General features: G+C 31.2%; 18 protein-coding genes and 1 pseudogene. 15 read left to right on the top strand and 4 right to left on the bottom strand.

Translation table 11 applies throughout. From position 1 onward, the window contains the following. Positions 1 to 1,143 precede the first annotated feature (1,143 nt). The 9 genes from thrS to Q0684_RS04940 all read left to right on the top strand — a co-directional run bounded on the left by thrS (position 1,144) and on the right by Q0684_RS04940 (position 12,551). Entirely contained in the window at positions 1,144 to 3,084 is a 1,941-nt protein-coding gene (gene thrS / locus Q0684_RS04980; protein ID WP_299013322.1) for a threonine--tRNA ligase, read from the top strand. A 108-nt stretch (positions 3,085 to 3,192) separates the two neighbouring features. Next, entirely contained in the window at positions 3,193 to 3,711 is a 519-nt protein-coding gene (gene infC / locus Q0684_RS04975) for a translation initiation factor IF-3 (RefSeq protein ID WP_299013348.1), read from the top strand. A gap of 126 nt (positions 3,712 to 3,837) precedes the next feature. Then, positions 3,838 to 4,035 carry a 50S ribosomal protein L35 gene (gene rpmI, locus Q0684_RS04970; protein WP_299013306.1) on the top strand — a complete coding sequence of 66 codons (198 nt, stop codon included), beginning with the start codon at positions 3,838 to 3,840 and terminating at the stop codon, positions 4,033 to 4,035. Between the two features lie 107 nt (positions 4,036 to 4,142). Continuing rightward, positions 4,143 to 4,487 carry a 50S ribosomal protein L20 gene (gene rplT / locus Q0684_RS04965; RefSeq protein WP_299013303.1) on the top strand — a complete coding sequence of 115 codons (345 nt, stop codon included), beginning with the start codon at positions 4,143 to 4,145 and terminating at the stop codon, positions 4,485 to 4,487. Between the two features lie 113 nt (positions 4,488 to 4,600). Continuing rightward, on the top strand, positions 4,601 to 5,188 hold the full coding sequence (locus Q0684_RS04960; RefSeq protein ID WP_299013299.1) for a hypothetical protein: 588 nt from the start codon (positions 4,601 to 4,603) through the stop codon (positions 5,186 to 5,188). Between the two features lie 112 nt (positions 5,189 to 5,300). After that, the gene (locus tag Q0684_RS04955; RefSeq protein ID WP_299013296.1) at positions 5,301 to 6,707 is read left to right on the top strand and encodes a glycogen/starch synthase; all 1,407 of its coding nucleotides are present in this window, start codon (positions 5,301 to 5,303) and stop codon (positions 6,705 to 6,707) included. A gap of 4 nt (positions 6,708 to 6,711) precedes the next feature. Beyond that, positions 6,712 to 7,974 (top strand): glucose-1-phosphate adenylyltransferase, encoded by a 1,263-nt coding sequence (locus Q0684_RS04950; RefSeq protein WP_299013293.1) that lies wholly within the window; start codon positions 6,712 to 6,714, stop codon positions 7,972 to 7,974. Positions 7,975 to 8,002: 28 nt separating this feature from the next. Then, complete coding sequence (gene glgB, locus Q0684_RS04945; RefSeq protein WP_299013289.1) at positions 8,003 to 9,910, top strand: 1,4-alpha-glucan branching protein GlgB; 1,908 nt, start codon at positions 8,003 to 8,005, stop codon at positions 9,908 to 9,910. Positions 9,911 to 10,148: 238 nt separating this feature from the next. Next, the gene (locus Q0684_RS04940) at positions 10,149 to 12,551 is read left to right on the top strand and encodes a glycoside hydrolase family 31 protein (protein ID WP_299013285.1); all 2,403 of its coding nucleotides are present in this window, start codon (positions 10,149 to 10,151) and stop codon (positions 12,549 to 12,551) included. 111 nt (positions 12,552 to 12,662) lie between these two features. On the opposite strand, the gene prfA is transcribed toward Q0684_RS04940, so the two are convergent. Continuing rightward, positions 12,663 to 13,739 (bottom strand): peptide chain release factor 1, encoded by a 1,077-nt coding sequence (gene prfA / locus Q0684_RS04935; protein ID WP_299013281.1) that lies wholly within the window; start codon positions 13,737 to 13,739, stop codon positions 12,663 to 12,665. Positions 13,740 to 14,027: 288 nt separating this feature from the next. Here prfA and Q0684_RS04930 point away from each other — a divergent pair. Continuing rightward, a pseudogene (locus tag Q0684_RS04930) lies at positions 14,028 to 14,313 on the top strand (DUF1348 family protein). Positions 14,314 to 14,432: 119 nt separating this feature from the next. On the opposite strand, the gene Q0684_RS04925 reads toward Q0684_RS04930, so the two are convergent. Both Q0684_RS04925 and Q0684_RS04920 read right to left on the bottom strand, forming a co-directional pair. After that, the gene (locus tag Q0684_RS04925) at positions 14,433 to 15,611 is read right to left on the bottom strand and encodes an AIR synthase related protein (protein ID WP_299013277.1); all 1,179 of its coding nucleotides are present in this window, start codon (positions 15,609 to 15,611) and stop codon (positions 14,433 to 14,435) included. Positions 15,612 to 15,948: 337 nt separating this feature from the next. Continuing rightward, on the bottom strand, positions 15,949 to 18,132 hold the full coding sequence (locus Q0684_RS04920; RefSeq protein WP_299013275.1) for a glutamine synthetase III: 2,184 nt from the start codon (positions 18,130 to 18,132) through the stop codon (positions 15,949 to 15,951). A 167-nt stretch (positions 18,133 to 18,299) separates the two neighbouring features. Here Q0684_RS04920 and Q0684_RS04915 point away from each other — a divergent pair, with 167 nt between their 5' ends. From Q0684_RS04915 to Q0684_RS04895, 5 genes are all read left to right on the top strand, one after another. After that, positions 18,300 to 19,313: a glutamine synthetase beta-grasp domain-containing protein gene (locus tag Q0684_RS04915; RefSeq protein ID WP_299013273.1), complete on the top strand. Its 1,014-nt coding sequence runs from the start codon at positions 18,300 to 18,302 to the stop codon at positions 19,311 to 19,313. Positions 19,314 to 19,477: 164 nt separating this feature from the next. Beyond that, positions 19,478 to 21,127, top strand: coding sequence for an ATP-binding protein (locus tag Q0684_RS04910; protein ID WP_299013271.1), 1,650 nt, complete (start codon positions 19,478 to 19,480; stop codon positions 21,125 to 21,127). Between the two features lies 1 nt (position 21,128). Continuing rightward, positions 21,129 to 21,755: a response regulator transcription factor gene (locus Q0684_RS04905; RefSeq protein ID WP_299013269.1), complete on the top strand. Its 627-nt coding sequence runs from the start codon at positions 21,129 to 21,131 to the stop codon at positions 21,753 to 21,755. 120 nt (positions 21,756 to 21,875) lie between these two features. Next, entirely contained in the window at positions 21,876 to 22,187 is a 312-nt protein-coding gene (locus Q0684_RS04900) for a hypothetical protein (protein ID WP_299013267.1), read from the top strand. Positions 22,188 to 22,413: 226 nt separating this feature from the next. Then, positions 22,414 to 22,713 (top strand): hypothetical protein, encoded by a 300-nt coding sequence (locus tag Q0684_RS04895; RefSeq protein WP_299013266.1) that lies wholly within the window; start codon positions 22,414 to 22,416, stop codon positions 22,711 to 22,713. 51 nt (positions 22,714 to 22,764) lie between these two features. Here the strand turns inward: Q0684_RS04895 and Q0684_RS04890 are convergent, their stop codons facing one another. Then, positions 22,765 to 23,715, bottom strand: a complete 951-nt coding sequence (locus Q0684_RS04890; protein WP_299013263.1) for a calcium/sodium antiporter — start codon at positions 23,713 to 23,715, stop codon at positions 22,765 to 22,767. Positions 23,716 to 23,773 lie beyond the last annotated feature (58 nt).

Genomic DNA, 23,773 nt, shown 5'->3' with positions numbered 1-23,773 from the left:
CTCCTTTTTACTTACACAACCCTTTTGTGAAAAAACTTGCAAAGTTTTTTAAAATAAAGCGCAAAAGACTGTAAATGGGATGGTTATATTAGGAAGTTTTTTTGATGTTATTTTGATCCTGTTGAAAGCTTAGCTTATTTAGATGAACATAGACCAAAGTACAGTACCTTTATTTAGGGATTTGTATTCTGTTTTATACTCGCTATTTTAGATTAAAAATCTATTTAAAAATCCGTTTTGTAAAAAATTCACAAACTTTGTCTGGATTTATAACATCAAATTCTGCCGATTTTGAACTTTACAAAAATGTTTGCAGGATAAAATAATCTGTTGAATTTATATTTTTGGCATGCATTCGTCTTGTTTTAATGTTTTATTGTTCTTATAAAACAGGAATTTATTCCAAAATAAACTCCTGATACATATATAAGGATGTTTTTTACTGTATTTATTTTCTACTTTTTTCTTTTAACGTGAGTTCGCTTTTAAAAATACTGTGTTTTAGTTAGGAACTATATAAGACAAATGTAATTTTGACTGAAATAGAGAAATCTAAATTAGTTTATGAGATTTCTCAACTACACTGCGTTTCGTTCGAAATGACAAATAACTTGTTTTTAGATATTGAAAAATTGTAAACTATAATTCTTATACCCAACTCACGCTCTTCTAATAAACGAAAAGTAATCTCTTATATATATTATGAGTAATTTGAAATGGATTATCTACACTTCATGTATACTGAATAATCCTTGGTTGGTTTGTTGATTTTTAAATATGTAAGATAAAAATAAGGTTCTATTTATATGCTAACTTACTATGTGTTGTCTAATTGATATTTTGTTTTCGGAATTGTAGTTTCTAGTTTGACTAAATAATAGCTCTACCCTTTTATTATATTACCAAAGCTTATAAATAAGACTACTGCCCGTGTTAAGGATTGAAGCCCTTCGTCTACGCTCAGGACAGGCTCTTGTTTGAGCTCTTGGCCTGATAAGGACAAAACGAGTGCGGAAAGCCTGACCGCGCTTTTTTTTTGCGTGGGAACACCCAAATACCCCTGGATTTTATATTACTACATATATATATTGTATGAATTATTGTTTTCTAATATCTTTGCGCCACTAAAATTGATTTAATTAAATGATTAAAGTTACTTTACCTGACGGAACTGTTAAGGAGTTTGAGCAAAATAGCACACCAATGGATGTTGCTAAAAGTATTAGTGAAGGGTTTGCTAGAAACGTAATTTCTGCAAATTATAATGGTACAACTATTGAGACCACTACTCCACTTAGTACTGATGGAGATTTAATTTTATATACTTTTAATGATGATGGCGGTAAAAAAGCGTTTTGGCATTCTAGTGCTCACGTTTTAGCAGAAACTATTTTAAGTTTTTATCCAAAAGCGAAATTGACTATAGGACCTGCTATTGATAATGGGTTTTATTATGATGTTGATTTAGGTGAAGATGTAATTTCTGACAAAGATTTTCCGAAAATGGAAAAGAAGTTTTTAGAAATTGCTCGTGGTAAGCATGAGTTTTCTATGCGCTCTGTTTCTAAAGCAGATGCTTTGTCTTTATATAAAGGAGAAGATAACGAGTATAAAATTGAGTTGATTAAAAACTTAACGGATGGTGATATTACTTTTTGCGACCATAGTGAATTTACAGATTTATGTAGAGGAGGCCATGTACCAAATACAGGTATTATAAAAGCTATTAAAATAATGAGTGTTGCTGGTGCTTATTGGCGTGGTGACGAAAAGAATAATCAGTTAACGCGTGTTTATGGAATTAGTTTTCCTAAACAGAAAATGCTGACTGAATATTTAGAGATTTTAGAAGAGGCTAAAAAGAGAGATCATAGAAAATTAGGTAAAGAATTAGAATTGTTTACTTTTTCGCAAAAAGTAGGTGCTGGTTTACCTTTATGGTTACCAAAAGGTGCTGCTTTACGTGCGCGTTTAGAAGATTTCTTAAAAGCTGCACAGAAAAAAGCGGGTTATGAAATGGTAATGACGCCACATATTGGACAGAAAGACTTATATGTTACTTCTGGCCATTATGAGAAATATGGTGAAGATAGTTTTCAGGCAATTAAAACTCCTAAAATGGATGAAGAGTTTTTATTGAAACCCATGAACTGCCCACACCACTGTGAAGTTTACAATTTTAAACCGTATTCTTATAAAGACTTACCAAAGCGTTTTGCAGAATTTGGTACAGTATACAGATATGAGCAAAGTGGAGAATTACATGGTTTAACCAGAGTAAGAGGTTTTACGCAAGATGATGCCCATATTTTTTGTACACCAGAACAACTAGATCAAGAATTTAAAGATGTTATTGATTTGGTTTTATATGTATTTGGGTCTTTAGGTTTTGAGGATTTTACTGCGCAGGTTTCTATTAGAGACATGGAAAATCTAGACAAATATATAGGTGATGTTGAAACATGGGAAATTGCAGAGCAAGCTATTATAAATGCAGCTACAGATAAAGGTTTAAATTTTGTAATTGAAGAAGGCGAAGCTGCCTTTTACGGACCAAAATTAGACTTTATGGTAAAAGATGCTTTGGGCAGAAGCTGGCAACTAGGAACCATACAAGTAGATTATAACTTACCAAAACGTTTTGATTTAACTTATAAAGGTTCTGACGACAAAGCACACAGACCTGTTATGATACATAGGGCACCATTTGGTTCTATGGAACGTTTTATTGCGGTATTATTGGAACACACAGGTGGTAATTTTCCATTGTGGTTAACTCCAGATCAAGTTATCTTACTGCCAATCAGTGATAAATATCAAAAATATAGCGAAAAAGTTTTAGAATCGTTAGAAAATTCCGAAATTCGCGCACTCGTAGATAACAGAAGTGAAAAAACTGGACGTAAAATACGAGATGCAGAAGTTAGCAAAATACCATTTATGGTTATTGTTGGTGAGAAAGAGGCTGAAAACGGCACAGTTTCTGTAAGAAAACACGGTGAAGGAGATATAGGTACATTTACTATTGAAGAATTTGTTGTCTTAATTAAAGCCGAAGAAAGTAAGACATTAAAGAAATTTTAATTAATTTTGAATTTCGAAACATAAACGTTGGTAATACAACAATTGTATAATTTAAATTTATAAGTCATAGCAATACGTAGAAGTAGGTCAAGAAGGCCATTAAGAGTAATCAAAGAAGATCAACATAGGATTAATGAGAAAATAAAATATGTTGACGAAGTTCGTCTTGTGGGCGATAATGTAGAAGTTGGTGTATATCCGTTAGCGAAAGCTAAAGATTTAGCCAAAGATCAGGAATTGGATTTGGTAGAAATTTCGCCAAAGGCAAAACCACCTGTTTGTAAAATTATTGATTACAAGAAATTCTTGTATGAGCAAAAGAAACGAGAAAAAGCTTTAAAATCTAAGGCAACTAAGGTTACTATTAAAGAAATTCGTTTTGGACCTCAAACAGATGAGCATGATTATGAATTTAAGAAAAAGCACGCCATTAAGTTTTTACAAGATGGTGCTAAGCTAAAAGCTTTTGTTTTCTTTAAAGGACGTTCTATTATCTTTAAAGAACAAGGACAAATTCTTTTATTAAAATTAGCTCAGGAATTAGAGGAATATGGTAAAGTAGAACAATTACCAAAATTAGAGGGTAAGCGTATGATTATGTTTATTGCTCCTAAGAAAGTAAAATAAAATTAAGTTCTTAAAGTTTAAAAGTTCTTAAAGTATTTAAAGTATTGCGCATGCCAAACTTTTAAACTTTATAAACTTTCTTACTTTTTTAACTATCAATATTAAGCAAGTTAAAACGAAGGAGAGATGCCTAAAATGAAAACCAAATCTAGCGCCAAAAAACGATTTAAAGTTACTGGTACTGGAAAATTAAAAAGAAAGCACGCGTTTAAAAGTCATATTTTAACAAAGAAGTCTAAAAAACGTAAGTTAAGGTTAACTCATGATACTTTAGTACATAAGTCTGATGAAGCTAACATTAAACAACAATTAAACTTAAAATAAGTTTAATTACAGGGAATTTTATTATTAACCATGTAATATAGCAATTAAAGTCATTTTTAATTAGAAGTACGTTAGTAACGCCGCTTATTACAAAACACATTGAAATTATGCCAAGATCAGTAAATTCAGTAGCCTCAAGAAAAAGAAGAAAAAAAATCTTGAAGGCAGCAAAAGGTTACTTTGGACGTAGAAAAAACGTTTATACAGTAGCAAAAAATGCGGTTGAAAAAGGTATGCTTTATGCATATAGAGACCGTAAAAACAATAAGAGAAACTTCCGTTCTTTATGGATTGTACGTATTAACGCCGCAGCTCGTTTAAATGGAATGTCTTACTCTCAGTTTATGGGAAAAGTTAAAGCTAACAACATCGAATTAAACCGTAAGGTTTTAGCTGATTTAGCTGTAAACAGCCCAGACGCTTTTAAGGCAGTTGTAGAAAAGATTAAATAATTATTAATTACTTGCTTATAATTAAAACCCAAACATTTTGTTTGGGTTTTTTTATTATATTTACTATTATAATAAACACACTAAGTAAAACTTAAAAATAACTTTTAACAATCATGAAGTTTAACTTATTCCTTGCCGTTCTTTTACTTATCAAACTTCAACTTTTTGGACAGCTAACTGCAGAAATAAAACAAGATAGTTCTTTAAATGGTCAATTTAATAATATTTATAAAACGTCTACAACTTACCAAAGATATAAAGTAATAAATAAAGAAAAATATCTACAACTTAAACAGAATGTTCTAGATTCCATAAAAACATCAAAAAAAATTATTCTTGAAAAAGAAAACTTATTAAGTATTGAAAAAGAAAACATAAAAAAGACGAAGACAATATTAGCAGAAACACAAAAAGCACTAGCAGAATCTAATTTAAAGGAAGACAACATTTCTCTATTTGGCATACAATTAAGTAAAGTAAGTTACAACTTAATTCTTTGGAGCATTATTTTATTACTGTTTTCAGGTTTCTGTATTTTTATTTCTAAATTTTCTAGAAGTAAAATTTTAACAAAAGAAGCTAAAGAAAATTTAGAACATGTTACTAATGAATTTGAAGAACACCGAAAGAAATCTTTAAAAAGAGAACAAAAATTAAGAAGGCAATTGCAAGATGAGATTAACAAACAAAGAAATGGTTAATTAAAATGAATTAGAATTTTGATTTTTTAGCTAAAACATTGTACTTTGTAAAGCCTGAAGTTCAGAAAGGTTTTAGAGCTTATAAATATTTAACACCCCCAATATATTAATTATGAATATAGTACATATAAGCGCAGAATGTTTTCCTATCGCAAAGGTTGGTGGTTTAGCAGACGTTGTAGGTGCGCTACCTAAGTACCAAAAAGAATTGGGCGTAGAAAGTAGCGTAATAATGCCTTTTTACAACAATAAGTTTACCAATAGTAATTCTTTTGATATTATTTATGAAAATTCCATTGCACTAGGCCATAGTTACCATAATTTTAAAATTTTAAAATTAAAAGATAGCTTAATTGGTTTTGATCTGTTTTGTGTTGATATAGCTGATTTAATTTATAAAGATTACGTTTATTCTTATAATGACACCGAACGCTTTTTAGCTTTTCAAATTGCTGCCTTAGATTGGATTATGACATTTGAATACAAGCCGAATATCATTCATGTGCATGATCATCACACTGGTTTAATCCCTTTTATGACAAAAGAATGTTATCAGTATACTAAACTAAAAGATATTCCTACGGTTTTAACCATACATAACGCACAATATCAGGGTTGGTTTTCACATGATAATATGCATTTAATTCCTCCATTTGACTTTAGTAAGGTAGGTTTACTAGATTGGAGTGGTGAAATAAATCCGCTTGCTGCAGCAATTAAATGTGCTTGGCGTGTTACTACAGTTTCTCCATCTTATATGGAAGAACTAAAACAGAAAGCAAATGGTTTAGAGAGTTTGCTAAGTAACGAAAGCGAAAAGTGTGTTGGTATTTTAAATGGCATTGATTGGAATGTTTGGAATCCTGAAACGGATAAAACATTAGTAAAGAATTTTAACAGTGATAACGTAATATCTGGTAAAAAAGGAAATAAGAAATATTTGTGTGAAAAATTCAATTTAGATATTTCTAAACCTCTTTTTGCATTTATAGGAAGACTGGTTGGCGAAAAAGGAGCTGACTTATTTCCCGAAATATTTGAGAAAGCTTTAGAAGAGAATGAGATATCTATATTATTATTGGGTTCTGGTCATAAAGAGACTGAAGAGCGCCTTTCAAAAATCAATAATAAAAATTACAATTCCTTTATTGGTTATGATGAAAGTTTGGCGCACAAAATATATGCTGGTACAGACTTTTTATTGATGCCTTCTCGTGTAGAACCTTGTGGATTAAACCAAATGTATTCTTTAAGATATGGTACAATACCTGTTGTGAATAGTATTGGCGGTTTAAAAGATACAATTATAGATATTGATAACGAAGGTTTTGGGATTTGTCATGAAGGAGTAACAGTAACACAAGTTACTGAGGCAATTTCTAGAGCTGTAGTATATTACAAGAATAAAAAAGTATTTAAAAAAAATGTGAAAGAAGTAATGAAAATTAATTACTCCTGGGGCAACTCTGCCAAAGTCTATGTAGATTTATATCAATCAATAAGTAAAAAAAAGAAATAATATTATGATTAACGATAACGTATTAGGAATTATTTTAGGAGGAGGACAAGGATCTAGACTTTACCCTTTAACTGCAGATAGATCTAAACCTGCGGTTCCCATAGCTGGTAAGTACAGATTGGTAGATATTCCTATTTCTAATTGTATAAATGCAGACATTAAAAGAATGTATGTGTTAACACAATTTAATTCTGCATCGTTAAATCAGCATATAAAAAACACCTATCATTTTAGTTTTTTTAGTGCTGCCTTTGTAGATGTTTTGGCCGCAGAACAAACTATGAAAAGTGATAAATGGTTTCAAGGAACAGCAGATGCTGTAAGGCAAAGTATGCATCATTTTTTAGAAAATGACTTTAAATATGCACTAATATTATCCGGAGATCAGTTGTATAATATGGATTTTCAAGATATGATAGATAAGCACGAACAAAGTGGTGCAAAAATATCTATTGCTACGTACCCAGTAAATAGCAAAGATGCCACTTCTTTTGGTATTTTAAAGACTGATGATAATAATCAAATTACATCATTTATAGAAAAGCCAGATGCTAGTTTATTACCAGAATGGACTTCTGAGGTGAGTGCAGAAATGAAAAAGGAAGACAGAAACTATTTAGCTTCTATGGGAATTTATATTTTTAATAGAGCGTTATTGGTAGAACTAATGGCCAATCCTGATACCATAGATTTTGGTAAAGAAATTATACCACAAGCCATTAATGACCATAAAACCATGAGCTATCCTTATGAGGGATATTGGACAGATATTGGAACAATAGATTCTTTTTTTGAAGCAAATATTGGGTTAACAGAAGATATTCCAAAATTTAATTTATATGATGCAAACCGGGTTTTTACAAGACCTCGTATCTTACCAACATCTAAATTTAATGGCACTATTTTAAATAAAACAGTTATTGCAGATGGTTGTCTTATTAATGCAGAAAAAATAGAAAAATCTGTAATTGGTATTCGATCTAAAATAGGAGAAAAAGCTATAGTAACCAATACTTATATGATGGGTAATGATAGCTACGAATCTTTAGCAGAAATAGAAAAAAATAATATAGAGATACAACTTGGTATTGGAGACAGATGTGTTATAAACAATTGTATAATCGATAAAAATGTAAGAATTGGAGATGACTGTAAAATTTCTGGCGGATCACATTTAAAAGATATAGAAACAGCTCTTTATCAAGTTAAAAACGGTATCATTGTTATAAAAAAAGGAGCAGTAATTCCAAAAGGAACAGTAATATAAATATCATTTTCTAATTTAAAACTTTTATATGTCTAAAGTAATAGCACATAGTTTATTTTCAGAATTTGATATAAACCTATTTAAAACTGGTAAACACTACAAATTATACGAGAAATTTGGCTCACACATTACTACCATAGATGGTATAGAAGGTACGTATTTTGCAGTTTGGGCACCAAGCGCAAAAGAAGTTTCTGTTGTTGGCGATTTTAATTATTGGAACGATCAAGAACATCCACTAAATGTTAGATGGGATGCTAGTGGAATTTGGGAAGGCTTTATACCTTATGTAGGTAAAGGTAATTTATACAAATACAAAATTTTTAGCAGCAATAATGGCATCGTTACAGAAAAAGCAGATCCTTATGCTCGTAGAAACGAACATCCACCAAAAACTGCTTCTATAGTTTGGGAAGACAATTACAGCTGGAAAGATAAAAAATGGATGAACGAGCGCAAGAAGCACAACGCCTTAGATGCTCCTTACGCCGTTTACGAAGTACATTTAGGCTCTTGGAAACAAAAAATCTCTGAAAACAGATTTATGAGCTATACAGAACTAGCTGATGAATTGGTAAATTATGTTGCAGACATGAATTTTACACACGTAGAATTTATGCCAATTATGGAGTTTCCTTATGACCCAAGTTGGGGATACCAATTAACAGGTTACTTTGCTCCTACTTCTCGTTTTGGTTATCCTGATGAATTTAAATTTTTAGTAGATAAATTTCACGAAAAAGGTATTGGCGTTTTATTAGATTGGGTACCTTCTCACTTTCCTTCAGATGCGCATGGTTTAGGTAATTTTGATGGAACCTGTGTTTATGAACATCCAGATCCTAGAAAAGGGTATCACCAAGATTGGAAAAGTTTAATTTTTAATTATGGAAGAGCAGAAGTTAAATCTTTTTTAATTAGTAATGCTTTATTTTGGTTAGATCAATATCATGCAGATGGCCTAAGGGTAGATGCTGTTGCCTCTATGCTTTTCTTAGATTATTCTAGAGAAGATGGAGAATGGGAAGCAAATGAATTTGGTGGAAGAGAGAATTTAGAAGCCATTAGTTTCTTAAAAGAAATGAATGAAGCTGTTTATAAATTTTATCCAGATGTACAAACCATTGCAGAAGAGTCTACCTCTTTCCCACAAGTTTCTAGTCCCGTTTTTTCTGGCGGATTAGGCTTTGGTATGAAATGGATGATGGGTTGGATGCACGATACTTTAGACTATTTTGCTAAAGAACCTATTTATAGAAAACATCACCAAAACGATTTAACCTTTAGCTTAAATTATGCGTTTACAGAAAATTTTATGCTACCACTTTCTCATGATGAAGTTGTATATGGCAAAAAATCTATTTTAGACAAAATGCCTGGTGATGAATGGCAACGCTTTGCTAATTTGCGCTTATTGTATAGTTTTATGTTTACACACCCAGGAACAAAACTATTGTTTCAAGGAAGTGAATTTGGACAAGTTTCTGAATGGGATTTTGAAAAAAGTTTAGATTGGTTTGTTTTAGAATATGATGTACATAAAGGTGCACAAAACCTTGTAAGAGATTTAAATAAATTTTATGCAACTGAAAAAGCATTGCATCAAAAACAATTTTCTCCAGATGGTTTTGAATGGATAGATCATGGTGACCATGAAAACTCTGTAATGTCTTACATAAGAAAAGGAAAAAACAAGAAAGATGATGTAATTATTGTTTTAAATCTAACACCACAACCAAGAGAAAATTACAGAATAGGTTTACCAAACAAAGGAAACTTAGTAGAAGTTTTTAATACAGATATAGCCAAATATAATGGCACCACCAATTTTAAAAATACTGCACTTACTTCAGAAGAAAAACAATGGAATGGCAGAGCCCATTCAGTAGCACTACAACTACCACCATTAGGAATGATTGCTTTTAAATATAAATAAACTTCAATACATAAGTTCCTTTTTTTTGTTTGACTAAGAAAACAATAAAAAAAAGGAACTTATTTTTATTATTTCTTAATAAATCCGCTTTTTTTTAATCCTTTCAGAATATTAAAAAAAGAAAAAGTAATGACTTCATTTTTAAATAAATAAATAATATTTTAGCTACAGTAATTACCGAAATTAGTTCTGCGGAACAAACCAAACTTTGTAGATTTTTAATAAAAAACAACCGTTTATGATTGTTAATACAGAATTAGAACAAAAAGGAAATTTGTTTCCTACTCACATAATAAATTACAAAAAAGACGTAGATACACTCTATTTTACAACTGCAAATAACGTAGTCTTACAACTAACCGTTGTTAGAGATAGTGTAATTCGTTTTAGATATGCCACTTCAGGTAAATTCGAAAAAGACTTTTCTTACGGTATCACTATTCACGCTAGCAGAGGTTATAGTTTTTTAGAAGTTTCAGAAGATGACACCCATTATATTGTTACTACTTCTAAATTAATTTGTAAAGTAGAAAAGAAAAGTCTGCAAATAAAAATTTATGATGCAGTAGATCTTACACTTATTAATGAAGATGAAATTGGTTTTCATTGGGAAGAAAGTTATGAGTATGGAGGAGACATTGTAAAAATGAGTAAAAATTGCCAAAAAGCAGAAAGTTTTTATGGCTTAGGAGACAAACCCGTAGATGTAAATCTAAAAGGTAAGCGCTTTGAGAATTGGGCTACAGATTCTTACGCATTTGGTAAAAATACAGATCCTATTTATAAAGCTATTCCATTTTACACCGCTATACAAGACAATAAATCTTACGGTATTTTCTTTGACAATACTTTTAAAACACATTTTGATTTTGCGCATGAAAGAAGAAATGTAACTAGTTTTTGGGCACATGGTGGTGAAATGAATTATTATTTTATTTATGGCCCACAAATGGAAGATGTTGTTGCCAACTACACAGATTTAACAGGCAAACCTCATGCTTTACCTCCACTTTGGGCACTAGGGTTTCACCAATGTAAATGGAGTTATTATCCAGAAAGCAACGTAAAAGAAGTAACCAAAACCTTTAGAGATTTACAAATACCATGTGATGCTATATATTTAGATATTGATTATATGGATGGTTTTAGATGCTTTACCTGGGATAAAAATTATTTTCCAGATCCAAAAAGAATGGTTAAAGAGTTAGAAGATGATGGCTTTAAAACTGTTGTAATTATAGATCCAGGAATTAAAATAGACTTAGAATATGATGTTTTTAAAGAAGCATTAGATAAAGATTATTTCTGTAAACGTGCAGATGGCCCATATATGAAAGGGAAAGTTTGGCCAGGAGAATGTTATTTTCCTGATTATACCAAACCAGAAGTTAGAAAATGGTGGTCTACACTTTTTAAAGAACTTATAGAAGATATTGGTGTAAAAGGTGTTTGGAATGACATGAATGAGCCTGCTGTAATGGACGTACCTAATAAATCTTTTCCAGATGATGTACGTCATGATTATGATGGAAACCCTTGTTCACATAGAAAAGCGCATAATATTTATGGTACGCAAATGGCACGTGCAACTTACCATGGACTAAAAAAATATGCATATCCAAAAAGACCTTTTGTAATTACTAGGTCTGCTTACTCTGGGGCACAAAGATATACCTCTACTTGGTTTGGAGATAATGTTGCTACTTGGGAACATTTAGCAGTTGCTAATAACCAAGCGCAAAGAATGGCCATGTCTGGTTTTTCTTTTGCAGGATCTGATATTGGTGGATTTGCAGAACAACCACAAGGCGAATTATTTGCAAGATGGATACAATTAGGCGTTTTTCATGTATTCTGTAGAGTACATTCTTCTGGAGATCATGGAGATCAAGAGCCTTGGGTGTTTGGCAGTGAAATTACAGACATTGTAAGAAAATTTGTAGAATTAAGATACCAACTTTTACCGTATTTATACACCGCATTTTGGGAGCATATAAACAATGGTACACCTATTTTAAAATCTTTGGTTTTATATGATCAAGAAGATACACAAACACATTATAGAAGTGACGAATTTATTTATGGTGAAAAAATACTAGTTTGTCCAATACAAGAACCTAATGCTAAAGGAAGAAGAATGTATGTGCCAAGAGGTATGTGGTACAACTTCTGGACCAATGAAATTGTAGAAGGTGGGAAAGAAGTATGGGTAGATGCTGATTTAGATAGTATGCCAATATTTATAAAAGAAGGTGCTGTTATACCTAAATACCCAGTACAACAATATGTTGGAGAAAAAGATTTTAAAGAAATAACTTTAGATGTTTATTATAAGCAAGGTAAAGAAACGTCTAAATTGTATGATGATGCACATGATGGTTACGATTACAAAAAAGGTAGATTTAGCTTAAGAACATTTAAAGTAACTGGTAAAAAGAAAGAGTTTATTTTACAACAACATAAGGAAGGAGATTACAATGCACCCTACAGCAAATTTAATATTGTAATACATAATTTACCTTTTACAATAACCTCTGTACAGGTAGATAATGTAGAAATCTCTTTAGATGCTATAAATTTAGAAACACAGACAATAACTATAGAAAAAGAGTTTACAGAATTGCACTTTTTTGGCAAGTAATTTCTATTAAAATGGTTTAAACTAAAAAAAGCAAGTATTCATAAATACTTGCTTTTTTTTTATATAAAAACCTCAGAAAATTATAAGGTTTCGTATTTTAAAATTAAAATACTAAATTCCATCTCCCAATTCTTTTAATTTTTCAGTATTTTCTGCCAACATTAATTCATCTATTATTTTTTGAATATCTCCATTCATAATGTTAGGTAAATCATATAAAGACAAACCAATTCTATGGTCTGTAACTCTACCCTGTGCATAATTATATGTTCTAATTTTTGCACTTCTATCTCCAGAAGATACCATAGAACCACGTTTTAATGCATCTTCCGCTTGCTTTTTAGCCAACTCCATATCGTATAAACGAGAACGTAGTACTTTAAATGCTTTCTCTTTATTTTTATGCTGACTCTTTTGATCTTGACATTGTGCCACCAAGCCAGTTGGAATATGCGTTAAACGTACAGCAGAATACGTTGTGTTTACAGACTGACCACCAGGACCAGAAGAACAGAAAAAATCTATTCTTACATCTTTTGGGTTTATTTCTACATCAAATTCTTCTGCTTCTGGAAAAACCATACAAGTAGCTGCAGAAGTATGCACACGTCCTTGTGTTTCTGTTTGTGGTACTCTTTGCACACGATGTACACCAGCTTCAAACTTTAAAATACCGTAAACATCTGCCCCATTTACCTCAAACTGAATTTCTTTAAATCCTCCATTTGTACCTTCAGAATAATCTACTGTAGAAACCTTCCAACCTTTACTTTCACAGTATTTAGAGTACATTCTAAATAAATCTCCTGCAAAAATACTGGCTTCATCACCACCAGTTCCTGCACGTAATTCTACCACAGCATTTTTAGAATCTTCTGGGTCTTTAGGAATTAATAAAAACTTAATTTCGTCTTCTAACTGCGGAATTCTAGTATTGGCTTCATCCAATTGCATTTTAGCCATTTCTGTCATTTCTGCATCAGAACCATCTGCTATTATTTCTTTGGCCTCTTCTATATTTTCGGTAAGCTGTTGATACTCGTCTCCTTTTTTAACAACATCACCTAAATCTTTATATTCTTTCATCAATTGCGCATAACGCTTCTGATCCATAATAATTTCTGGCTGAATAATTAAATCAGAAACCTCATCATAACGTTGCTTAACAATTCTTAACTTATCTATCATTTTTACTTACTATTCTAGATTTGCGAATTTACAATTTTTATCGGAATTATATTTTAAATTCAATAGAGTAAATTTAAACAGGCGCAAATTATACCTGTAATACGAACGTAATAATAGTTGTAATACTTTTTTGTATAGAGTTTAAATAAAGATATCTGACTTTTAAGTTTCTAAAATTAGTTTCGACTAACTATTTTTTAGCGACATTTACTATCTTTTAACGTAAAAAAAGAAAACAATACCTTTTGAAACTAAATTAGATTTTTAAAGTTCAATTCAACATAAAACATAGAAATTAAACAACCAATACCACCATTTACCTTAACTGCTGCAAAACAAAAAATACAAGCTGCAGAAGATGCTTGGAATAATAAAGACCCAGAAAAAGTATCTATGGCCTATACTATAGATAGCGAATGGCGCAATAGAAATCAATTTATAAACGGAAGAGAAGCAATTGTAAAATTTCTAACAGATAAATGGAAATTGGGAATTTAACGCGAACGGATTAATGCAAAAACGTTTTGCGAGTATAAATGATTTAGAAATTCAGGAATCTGAAAGGAAGTTATAGGTATTTTTGAATAACTTAAAAAAAACAAAAACGGTTTTAGCATAAACTAAGACCGTTTTTGTTCTACAAAATTATTTTATCTTTCTAAAAGTTTCACTTTAAAAGTTCAAAAATCACTTTTAATATTCAAAAGTACCAAACTCGCTTTTAATAGTAAGCTTTTTGGTTGATGCCTCTTCTACTCTACCCACAATTTTAGCAGCTACATTAAAAGATTTTGATATTTTAATAATGTCTTCTGCTATTTCTGGTGTAACATAAATTTCCATTCTATGGCCACAGTTAAAAACTTGGTACATCTCTTTCCAATCTGTATTGGATTGTTCTTGAATTAATTTAAATAATGGTGGCACATTAAACATATTGTCTTTTACAATATGCAGATTATCTACAAAATGTAAAATTTTAGTTTGTGCACCTCCAGAACAATGTATCATTCCGTGAACTTTGTCTGAAGTGTAATTATTTAAGATTTCTTTTATAATTGGTGCGTATGTTCTTGTTGGTGATAATACTAATTTACCTGCGTCTATTGGAGAATTTTCTACTTTGTCTGTTAATTTGGTATTTCCAGAATATACCAATTCTTCTGGCACAGCAGCATCAAAACTTTCTGGGTACTTTTCTGCCAAGTATTTATGAAAAACATCATGTCTTGCAGAGGTTAACCCATTAGAACCCATACCTCCATTATATTCAGTTTCGTAAGTGGCTTGCCCAAAAGATTCTAAACCCACAATTACATCTCCTGCTTTTATATTTGCATTATCTATAACATCTGTACGTTTCATTCTGGCTGCTACTGTAGAATCTACAATTATGGTTCTTACCAAATCTCCAACATCTGCAGTTTCGCCACCTGTTGAATGGATGGTTACACCAAAGCCTTTTAAACCTTCTATAAGTTCTTCTGTACCGTTTATAATTGCTGATAAAACTTCTCCTGGAATTTTACTTTTGTTTCTACCAATGGTAGACGATAACATAATATTATCTGTAGCTCCAACACACAAAAGGTCATCAATATTCATGATTAAGGCGTCTTGTGCAATACCTTTCCATACAGAAATGTCTCCGGTTTCTTTCCAATACATGTAAGCCAAAGAAGATTTTGTACCTGCTCCATCTGCATGCATTATTAAACAATAATCATTATCATTGGTTAAATAATCTGGCACAATTTTACAAAATGCTTTGGGAAAAAGGCCTTTGTCTATATTTTTAATGGCGTTATGTACATCTTCTTTTGATGCGGAAACTCCTCTTTGTGCGTATCTTTTAGAAACTTCTTGACTCATAATTATGGTATTGTAAGTTGCAAATTTAATCTTTTGATTAAAACAAACCCTAGAAAATATAATGAATTTAGTTTTAAGAGTATTTAATGCAAAGTAGCACAGGAAATATAGTTTTTGATGTTAAAAAAGACCTCACAAGTTTATTTACTAAATAATGTTTAGTACCAAAATCTGTGAGGTCTGAAATTTCTATCTGTTATTTTGAACAACTAACTTTTTTAACTGGCACTATGCGTTAGGGATTGAACGGCCTGTTTGAGCTCTCACGCTTTTTGGCGTGAAGCGAGTAGTGAAAGCCTGTTAAAACGCCCAAATTTAAACAATTCATATGCACATTTTATTTAGTGAATAACAATTCTCTGTACTTTGTAAGCGGCCATAAATTGTCATCTACCATAGTTTCTAGGGCATCACAATGGTTACGTATCTGGTTAAAAAATGGTTTTACCTTATTGCAATAATGCTCCGCTAATTTTAATCCTTCAAAATCATATGCTTTTTTTCGTGCTTCAATCATTTTTAGGGTTAGCGCATTAATTTGGGTAATATGGTTAGAAATTACCATGATAAGCTCTATCTGTTCTTTGGCAATGTTCTTAAAATCGGCACCAAATATTTCTTTTAAATTTTTAGTGTTTTCTAATAATGTATTTTGATAAATAATAGCGGTTGGCACTACATGATTTCTAGCAATATCGCCTAAAACTCTGCTTTCTATTTGTAGTTTCTTAGTGTACTCTTGCAATTTTATTTCGTAACGCGCTTGTATTTCTACTTCGTTCATTACTTCCATTTCTTTGTACAGCGCTATTACGTTTTTATCTATTTTTATTTTTAAGGCTTCTGGTGTGTTTTTATTGTTACTTAAACCTCTTTTTTTAGCTTCTTTTTCCCAAACTGTTCCATAACTATCGCCTTCAAAACGGATATTTTTACTTTCTTTGATGTATTCTCTTAAAACGTTAAAAATAGCTTCGTCTTTTTTAAGTTTTTTAGTTTCAATTAAATGGTCTACAGCTACTTTAAAATCTTTTAATTGTTTGGCTACAATGGTGTTTAGCGCCGTCATTGCACTTGCGCAATTAGAAAAAGCGCCTACTGCTCTAAACTCGAATTTATTACCTGTAAAAGCAAATGGAGAGGTTCTGTTTCTGTCTGTATTGTCTAATAATATTTCTGGAATTTTACCAATGATATTTAGTTTTAAATCTGTTTTTTCTTGTGGTGATAATTTTCCTATGGTTACATTTTCTAGCTCGTCTAAAACGGCAGATAGTTGTGAGCCAATAAATATAGAAATAATGTTTGGTGGTGCTTCACTTGCGCCCAATCTACAATCGTTACTAGCAGAGGCCACAGCAGATCTTAACAATTCTTCATTTTGATAAACGGCTTTTATTGTGTTTATAAAAAAGGTTAAAAATTGTAAGTTTTTCATTGGTGTTTTACCAGGGCTTAGCAAATTGATTTTATTGTCTAAAGACAGAGACCAATTGTTGTGTTTACCAGAGCCATTGATACCAGAAAAGGGTTTTTCATGAAACAATACTTTAAAATGATGTCTTTTAGATACTTTTTGCATTACATCCATTAACAAAGAATTGTGGTCTACTGCTAAATTTGCTTCTTCAAAAATTGGGGCAATTTCAAACTGATTGGGTGCTACCTCATTATGCCTTGTTTTTACAGGAATGCCTAAAACCATACATTCTTCTTCTAAATCTTGCATAAAAGCCATGGCTCTTGCAGGAATTATCCCAAAATAATGATCATCTAATTGCTGCCCTTTTGCTGGCAAATGCCCTAATAGTGTTCTACCTGTTAATTGTAAATCTGGTCTTGAGTTTGCCAAAGCATCATCAATTAGAAAAAATTCTTGCTCCCAACCTAAGGTTGCTGAAACTTTATTGGCGTTTTTATCAAAATACTTACAAATTGCAGTTGCGTGTGTATCTAAAGCTTGTAAGGCTCTAAGCAAAGGTGTTTTATTATCTAAAGCCTCACCAGTATATGCTACAAAAATTGTAGGTATACATAATGTTGTGTCGTAAATAAAGGCTGGCGATGTTGGGTCCCATGCTGTGTAACCTCTTGCCTCAAAAGTGTTTCTAATTCCGCCGTTTGGAAAACTAGAAGCATCTGGTTCTTGTTGCACTAGTTGCTCACCATCAAATTTTTCCATGGCTAAACTACCGTTTATAGATTCAAAAAAAGCATCATGCTTTTCTGCAGTTGCTCCTGTAAGTGGTTGAAACCAATGTGTATAATGTGTTGCACCTTTAGACATTGCCCAATCTTTCATACTTACTGCCACTTGATCTGCAATTTTACGATCTATTCTTGTACCATGTTCTTTGGCATTCATTACACTCTCATAAGCAGCGCGTGTTAGGTATTGCTGCATTGCATATTTATTAAACACATTCTTTCCAAAAAGAGCAGAGCGTTTTTCGTTCTGTTCTACCTTAAGGGCACTTCTTTTTAAAGTTTCTTGCAAAGCATTAAATCTAATAATTGACATATTGGTAATTTTTACAGTATTTTTTTTTCTTTTAAATAAATGACCCCTAAAAAAATTAGGGATAAAATTATTTTTGCGCAAATTTAGACATTTAACCCCTATTTTTTTTGATATCTAATCAAAAAATTTCATTTTTGTGGAGTAATTATTATTCATTAAACAAAATTATGGCAAAAATTAAATTAGAATACATTTGGTTAGATGGTTACTTTCCAACTCAAAACATGAGAAGTAAAACCAAAGTTGAAGAACATGAAAACTTTCAAGGAACTGTAGAAGAGTTAGGAAATTGGTCTTTTGACGGTTCATCTACAAAACAAGCATCTGGTGGTGCTTCTGATTGTATTTTAAAGCCAGTAGCAATTTATCCAGATCCTGCAAGAATTAATGGATACTTAGTGATGACAGAAGTTTTAAATGCAGATGGTACCCCACACGTATCTAATGGTAGAGCTACAATAGAAGATGATGATAATGATTTCTGGTTTGGTTTTGAGCAAGAATACTTTATTATGGATTCTAAAACACAATTACCTTTAGGTTTCCCTGTTGGTGGTTATCCTGGACCACAAGGTATGTACTACTGTTCCGTAGGTGGTAGAAATACTTTTGGTAGAGATTTTGTTGAAGAGCATGCTGATTTATGTATAGACGCTGGTTTAAACTTTGAAGGTATTAACCAAGAAGTTGCATCTGGACAATGGGAATTCCAATTGTTTGCAAAAGGAGCTAAAAAAGCTGGTGACGAAATTTGGATTGCACGTTACTTATTAGACAGATTAACAGAAAAATATGGTTGGTATATTGAGTATCATCCAAAACCAGTAAAAGGAGATTGGAATGGTTCTGGTATGCACGCTAACTTCTCTAATTCAATCTTAAGAACTTGTGGTTCTAAAGAAAAGTATGCAGAAATTTGTGAAGCTTTTAGACCTTACACTAAAGAACATATTGCTGTTTATGGAGAGTTTAACGACCAACGTTTAACAGGTTTACACGAAACTGCTTCTATTGACGATTTCTCTTGGGGAGTTTCAGATAGAGGTGCATCTATTAGAATACCAATTATAGCTGTAGAAAAAGGTTATAAAGGTTGGTTAGAAGATAGAAGACCTTCTTCTAATGGAGATCCATATAAAATTGCAGCAAGAATTATTAAAACGGTTAAGCCTATTAAATAATTTTAGTTTATAATACATATTTAAAAACCCATTTTCTAGCACAGGAAATGGGTTTTTCTTTTGGATAAACTTTAAAAATTGCCTTAAAAACAGGTGAATTTTTAACAATAAATGTTTAACTTTAGTTCCTAGAATAAAGATAACGAAAATAGAATTACATTGTAATGAAAGTTAAAACTTGGATTGTACTAATTATAAACTCTTTAGTCTTATTTGCTGTTTTAGCCGTTTCTTTTATTTTTTATACTGAATTTTCTAGAGCCTTAGACCAACGTATCTTACTACAGTTAAACTCTATTAGAACCCTAAAACAAAATCAGCTTACAAAATTAATAGAAAAAGAATTTACGTCTTTTAAAGAAAATATCTCGCCAGATACCACAGCTTCTTTTCCAATACCCGCCAACAAATTTTTAACCACAGGTATTTTCGATTTAACCTACCTTAATCCTAAAAAAGAAACAGCGGTTACCTTTATTAAAATAGTAAATGGCCAGCGTTTTATAAAAACATTAGACTATACTAAAATTAAAAATATTCTAACAGAAAGAGCAGGTATGGGTGCTAGTGGCGAATCTTACATTGTAGGTGAAGATTATAGACTGCGTACACCGTCTCGTTTTTATCCTGAAAAAACGCCTTATACTATCATAGCCAAAACAGAAGGTGTTGCCACTAGCATGTTAAACAAAAGTGGCACAAAAGTAATTAAAGATTATAGAAATATACCCGTTTACAGTGCCTTTACTCCTATTCATATAAGAAATTTAAATTGGGTAATACTGTCTGAAATAGATGTGAAAGAAATTACAATACCTTTGCAAAAACTACGCTTAAAACTATGTATACTTACCTTATTTATACTGTCTATATCTGTTACATTATCTTTATTTTTAACTAAAATAATTACAAATCCACTAAAAAAACTAGAACGCCATATAGATTTTATGGCAAAAGGGAATTACACGCAAAGAATTAAACTTAAAAAAAGTCCGAAAGAAATAAAACAAATGAATTTTGCACTAGACAATTTAAGTGCTGCAATTGCTAGTGCTGTTACTTTTTCCAGTGAAATAGGAAATATGAACTTAAAGAGTGCTTACAAACCTAAAAGTAAGGCGGATATTTTAGGCGAAAGTTTACTAAAAATGCGCAATAAACTAGAAGCTTACCGTACTTTAGAAAGTGAGCTAAACACTGCTAACAAGCGTTTTTTAATTCAGAATTTAGAAGCTGAAAGAACCAGGTTGGCTAGAGAATTACACGATGGTTTAGGACCTTTACTAACCACTTTAAAAATTTATATTCAGAATAAAATTACAGACAAAGACAAAAAAGACATCATAAAAACATATATAGATGACGCCATAGCAGAAGTAAGGCAAATGACCAATATTCTAATGCCTACAAGTTTAAGTAAATTTGGTATTGGAACAACGCTAGAAAAATACGTTGCTAACATTAAAAAATCGACGCCAATTCTTATTTGTTTTGATGATGCAACAAAAGAGGAAAACTCTAAAATAAGCGTAGAACAAGCTATTAACCTATACAGAATTACTCAAGAATTAATTAATAACTCTATAAAACACGGGAATCCTTCACAAATAAAAATATCGCTTACAGAGTTTGATGATTTTTTATCTTTATATTATACGGATAATGGCACTGGTTTTAATACGAACGAAACTAGTAAAGGCTTTGGATTGAATAATATAAAAAGTAGAGTAGAAATTTGTAAAGGAATTTTAAAACTACAATCTAAAAAAGGAGAAACTGTTTTTGATATAGAAATGCCGATAAATAAAAATTAAAATGATTAAAATTGTTGTTACAGACGACCACAAACTCTTTAGAATGGGTTTAGCAGAATTGCTTAAAAAACAAGAAGATTTTAATGTAATTGCAACTTTTGAAGATGGAGATTTGTTTTTAGACTTTGTTACTGAAACACAAGATTTTGACATCGTTTTATTAGATATTAACATGCCAAATACAGATGGTTTTGAAGTACTTAGAAAGCTAAATAAAACCAAAAGCACTGTAAAACCTATTGTAATTTCTATGTTTGATGATGGTAATTATATTGCCAAATGTGCTAAAAATGGGGCTTTTGGTTATCTTTTAAAAAATGCAGATGAAGAAGAACTTATAAAAGCTATTAAAATTGTAGCACAAGGTAAAAAGTATTTTACACAAGCTATTGCAGAAAAAATGATAGACTTTATGGCCATAGATAGTACCAGTAAAAATTTGCTTTCTAAAAAAGAAACAGAAGTATTACTATTACTTAGCAAAGGGTTTACTACAAAAGAAATAGCTGCTCAATTATTTGTAAGTACTAGAACTACAGAAACTCATAGGGCTAATATTTTAAAAAAATTAGAAGTAAAAAATACTGCACAACTCATTAAAAAAGCAACAGAACAAAAATTAATTTAAATTAGTTATCCGTATAAATACGGATACAGAATACCAATATTCTTAGAGTGCAAAAACCTAGTTAATATCGTACTTTTATGGTGTATTAGAAATAAATCTAGTATATCTAAAATTATTATTATGAAAAAATATATCGTGTTATTTGCATTCGCATTTATAGTAACTGCAACGTATTCTCAAAAAAGAAACAGCTTAAAAGGGCCAGCTCATAAGAATTACAAGCCTTGGAAAAATAAAGCGAAAGCAGTAACTTTATTTTCTATCAACAAAAAGGTGCTAGAACAAGGTCCAGAATTTAAAAACGCTAAAATTTGGGATTTAAAAGATAACCATTTAGTAGCCTTAAATGTAGAAGAGTGCCCAAGAGTGGAATTGAAAGCTTTTGAGTTAAAAAACTACAAGCCTTGGAAAAGAGCTTCAATTACTAAATAATTACAACATATAATTTTTTAAAAGCTTTCTAAAGAAATTTAGAAAGCTTTTTTATGCGGTAATATTAAAAAAAAACAGAGCTAAACAATACCTCACAATTAATCAAAAAATCATCCGTATAAATACATACACAAAATACCAATATTCTCATAGCTATAAAAACCTAAATACTTATTTACATTTGCACCAGTTTAGAAAAGAATCTAGCCTATCACATTAAAGTATTATGAAAAGATATATATTAATAGTAACATTGGTTTTTGTAGCATCTGTTGCTTACTCTCAGAAAAAAAATACACTAAAAGGCCCTGCACATAAAAACTATAAGCCTTGGCAAAACAAAACGAAGCCAAGTATTATTTTTACAAGCACACAAAAAGTAACTCTTAAGGGCCCAAAATTCAAAAACAGTAAAGTCTGGAAAGCCAAAGACAAAGACTATGCAATTCTAAAAATTACCAAATCAAATAAAAACAAACTACAAGGTCCAGCTTTCAAAAACTACAAACCTTGGAAAAAGAACTAGTTTAATTGATAAAATATTAAAGGCTTTCTAAAGAAATTTAGGAAGCTTTTTTTATGCGGTAGTTTTAAAAACCAAATAGATGAATAGTGCATAAGAGATAAACAAAATGGCTCCTTTAAATCTGCCTAACACATTCTTTTTAGGCAGCAATACCAATGGCAACAATACGATAGCAAAGGCCAACATCCAAAAGATATCTCTAGATAAAATTTGAGGTTCTGTAACAGGAATTTCTTTTATTAAAGAAGTAAACCCTAAAACAGAGGCAATATTAAAAATATTAGACCCTATTAAATTACCTAAAGAAATTGCTTTTTCTCCTTTTACAATAGCTATTAAAGAGGCTGCTAACTCTGGCACACTTGTGCCAATAGCAATCATTGTAATAGAAATTACACCTTCACTAACGCCCATATTCTTAGCAATACTTTTTGCACCGTAAACCAACAATTCTGAACCAAAGAATAACCCAACTCCGCCAATAAGCAGCCAAATAAATATTTTTGTATAGCTCACTTTTTCTAAAGCATCATCTACCTCTTCTACCTCCACTGCTTCACCTTTCGCATTTCTTATTAAAATAAACAAAAATGCTCCTAATGCCAATAAAAGAAAAACCCCTTCTAATACGGTTAACAAATTATCGTTCACCAAAAAATAATACAACACTAAAGAAAACAATAGCATTGCAGGCCAATTTAACTTATAAAAACTTTTATCTACTGCAATAGGACCTATTAATGCAGTAATGCCCAAAACCAAGCCTATATTGGCAATATTAGACCCAATTACATTATTTATTGCAATGGCAGGAGAACCATCTAAAGCCGCTTGTAAACTAACTAACAATTCTGGAGCAGAAGTCGCAAAAGAAACTACTGTCATGCCAATTACCATTTTAGATAAATTTAATTTAAAGGATAGTCCAATAGAAGACTTCACTAAAAATTCGCCACCTAAAACCAATAGAAAAAAACCAACTATTACATAAAAAACATCCATAATAAATCTTTTTTGCGAAGATACAGTTTTATCACTTTAAGAAAATAACAAAAAGTAA

Origin of the sequence: uncultured Polaribacter sp. (genome assembly GCF_947503875.1) — a bacterium.
GTDB lineage: Bacteria > Bacteroidota > Bacteroidia > Flavobacteriales > Flavobacteriaceae > Polaribacter.
Note: the sequence above shows the minus strand (reverse complement) of the source record. Positions and strands in the feature narration are given on the sequence as shown.

Coding starts and splice junctions, on each gene's coding strand:
- Q0684_RS04915 (WP_299013273.1), top strand. CDS start 18,300: ATGGCAAAAATTAAATTAGAATACATTTGGTTAGATGGTTACTTTCCA.
- Q0684_RS04925 (WP_299013277.1), bottom strand. CDS start 15,611: ATGAGTCAAGAAGTTTCTAAAAGATACGCACAAAGAGGAGTTTCCGCA.
- Q0684_RS04910 (WP_299013271.1), top strand. CDS start 19,478: ATGAAAGTTAAAACTTGGATTGTACTAATTATAAACTCTTTAGTCTTA.
- Q0684_RS04940 (WP_299013285.1), top strand. CDS start 10,149: ATGATTGTTAATACAGAATTAGAACAAAAAGGAAATTTGTTTCCTACT.
- Q0684_RS04955 (WP_299013296.1), top strand. CDS start 5,301: ATGAATATAGTACATATAAGCGCAGAATGTTTTCCTATCGCAAAGGTT.
- Q0684_RS04960 (WP_299013299.1), top strand. CDS start 4,601: ATGAAGTTTAACTTATTCCTTGCCGTTCTTTTACTTATCAAACTTCAA.
- thrS (WP_299013322.1), top strand. CDS start 1,144: ATGATTAAAGTTACTTTACCTGACGGAACTGTTAAGGAGTTTGAGCAA.
- Q0684_RS04890 (WP_299013263.1), bottom strand. CDS start 23,715: ATGGATGTTTTTTATGTAATAGTTGGTTTTTTTCTATTGGTTTTAGGT.
- rpmI (WP_299013306.1), top strand. CDS start 3,838: ATGCCTAAAATGAAAACCAAATCTAGCGCCAAAAAACGATTTAAAGTT.
- rplT (WP_299013303.1), top strand. CDS start 4,143: ATGCCAAGATCAGTAAATTCAGTAGCCTCAAGAAAAAGAAGAAAAAAA.
- Q0684_RS04920 (WP_299013275.1), bottom strand. CDS start 18,132: ATGTCAATTATTAGATTTAATGCTTTGCAAGAAACTTTAAAAAGAAGT.
- Q0684_RS04950 (WP_299013293.1), top strand. CDS start 6,712: ATGATTAACGATAACGTATTAGGAATTATTTTAGGAGGAGGACAAGGA.
- Q0684_RS04905 (WP_299013269.1), top strand. CDS start 21,129: ATGATTAAAATTGTTGTTACAGACGACCACAAACTCTTTAGAATGGGT.
- Q0684_RS04895 (WP_299013266.1), top strand. CDS start 22,414: ATGAAAAGATATATATTAATAGTAACATTGGTTTTTGTAGCATCTGTT.
- Q0684_RS04900 (WP_299013267.1), top strand. CDS start 21,876: ATGAAAAAATATATCGTGTTATTTGCATTCGCATTTATAGTAACTGCA.
- glgB (WP_299013289.1), top strand. CDS start 8,003: ATGTCTAAAGTAATAGCACATAGTTTATTTTCAGAATTTGATATAAAC.
- prfA (WP_299013281.1), bottom strand. CDS start 13,739: ATGATAGATAAGTTAAGAATTGTTAAGCAACGTTATGATGAGGTTTCT.